General features: G+C 51.8%; 1 protein-coding gene. It reads left to right on the top strand.

Annotation, left to right across the window (positions count from 1 at the left end):
- The coding region (locus R7E47_RS24305; protein WP_318085240.1) for a tandem-95 repeat protein at nucleotides 1-1,465 on the top strand (1,465 nt) is incomplete at both ends.

Below are 1,465 nucleotides of genomic sequence, written 5' to 3'. Positions count from 1 at the left end.
CAGCTTCCGTACCTGAAGCACAAGGCACAGTCGAGATTGTTGACGGCAAACTGGTCTTCACACCGGCCGAGAACTTCCATGGTGACGCCGAAATTACTTACACCATCACCGATGGTTCACTGACTGACCAAGCGACGGTCAACGTCACCGTGAATGCGGTGAACGACACGCCTGTGGTTGAAAGCAACATTGCAGACCAAACCTTGGCGGAAGACTTTACGCCATACAGCATCGATCTGAATACGGCTTTCAGTGATGTGGATAACGTTGATAGTGAGTTAACGTTTAGCGTCTCAGGCAACAGTAATGTCAATGTCTCAATAGAAAATGGCATTGCGACTATTAGCCCAACGGCAGACTGGAACGGCTCAGAAAACCTAACGTTTACGGCTACCGATCCAAGCGGCGAAAGCGTCAGCCAAACGGTGAACTTCACAGTTGCGCCAGTGGCGGACATCGTGGCAGATAAAGCGACGGTTGTGGAAGATACGCCAACCATCATTAAGGTCTTAGATAACGACACGTTCGAAGGCAATGACAAAGTGGTGTCGCTCGATAGCAATCACGGTCCAGCGAACGGCACGGTCTCGGTCAACCCGGATGGCAGCGTCACTTACACGCCAAACGACAACTACCACGGTGCAGACAGCTTTACCTACATCGTTACCTCCGGTGGGGTATCGGAGTCCACCACGGTGAACATCGATGTCACGCCAGTGAATGACGCGCCAGTGGCGACCAATGACAACGCCGTTACTGACGAAGACACGCCAGTGACGATTGATGTCCTGCCAAACGACACCGATATTGATGGCGATACGCTGTCGATTGAATCGGCTTCCGTACCTGAAACACAAGGTACAGTTGAGATCGTTGATGGCAAACTGGTCTTCACACCGGCCGAGAACTTCCATGGCGATGCTGAAATCACTTACACCGTGACCGATGGTTCACTGACTGACCAAGCGACGGTCAACGTCACCGTGAATGCGGTGAACGACACGCCTGTAGTTGAAAGCAACATTGCAGACCAAACCTTGGCGGAAGACTTTACGCCATACAGCATCGATCTGAATACGGCCTTCAGTGATGTGGATAACGTTGATAGTGAGTTAACGTTTAGCGTCTCAGGCAACAGTAATGTCAATGTCTCAATAGAAAATGGCATTGCGACTATTAGCCCAACGGCAGACTGGAACGGCTCTGAAATCCTAACGTTTACGGCTACCGATCCAAGCGGTGAAAGCGTCAGCCAAACGGTGAACTTCACAGTGGCGCCTGTGGCGGACATCGTGGCAGATAAAGCGACGGTTGTGGAAGACACGCCGACCATCATTAAGGTTTTAGGTAACGACACGTTCGAAGGCGACGACAAAGTGGTGTCGATCGATACCAATCACGGTCCAGCCAACGGCACGGTCTCGGTCAACCCGGACGGCAGCGTCACTTACACGCCAAACGACAA

The organism is Vibrio sp. Vb1026 (assembly GCF_033338745.1).
In the GTDB taxonomy this organism is placed as follows: Bacteria; Pseudomonadota; Gammaproteobacteria; order Enterobacterales; family Vibrionaceae; genus Vibrio; species Vibrio alginolyticus.
This window is presented reverse-complemented; position numbering and strand designations above follow the sequence as displayed.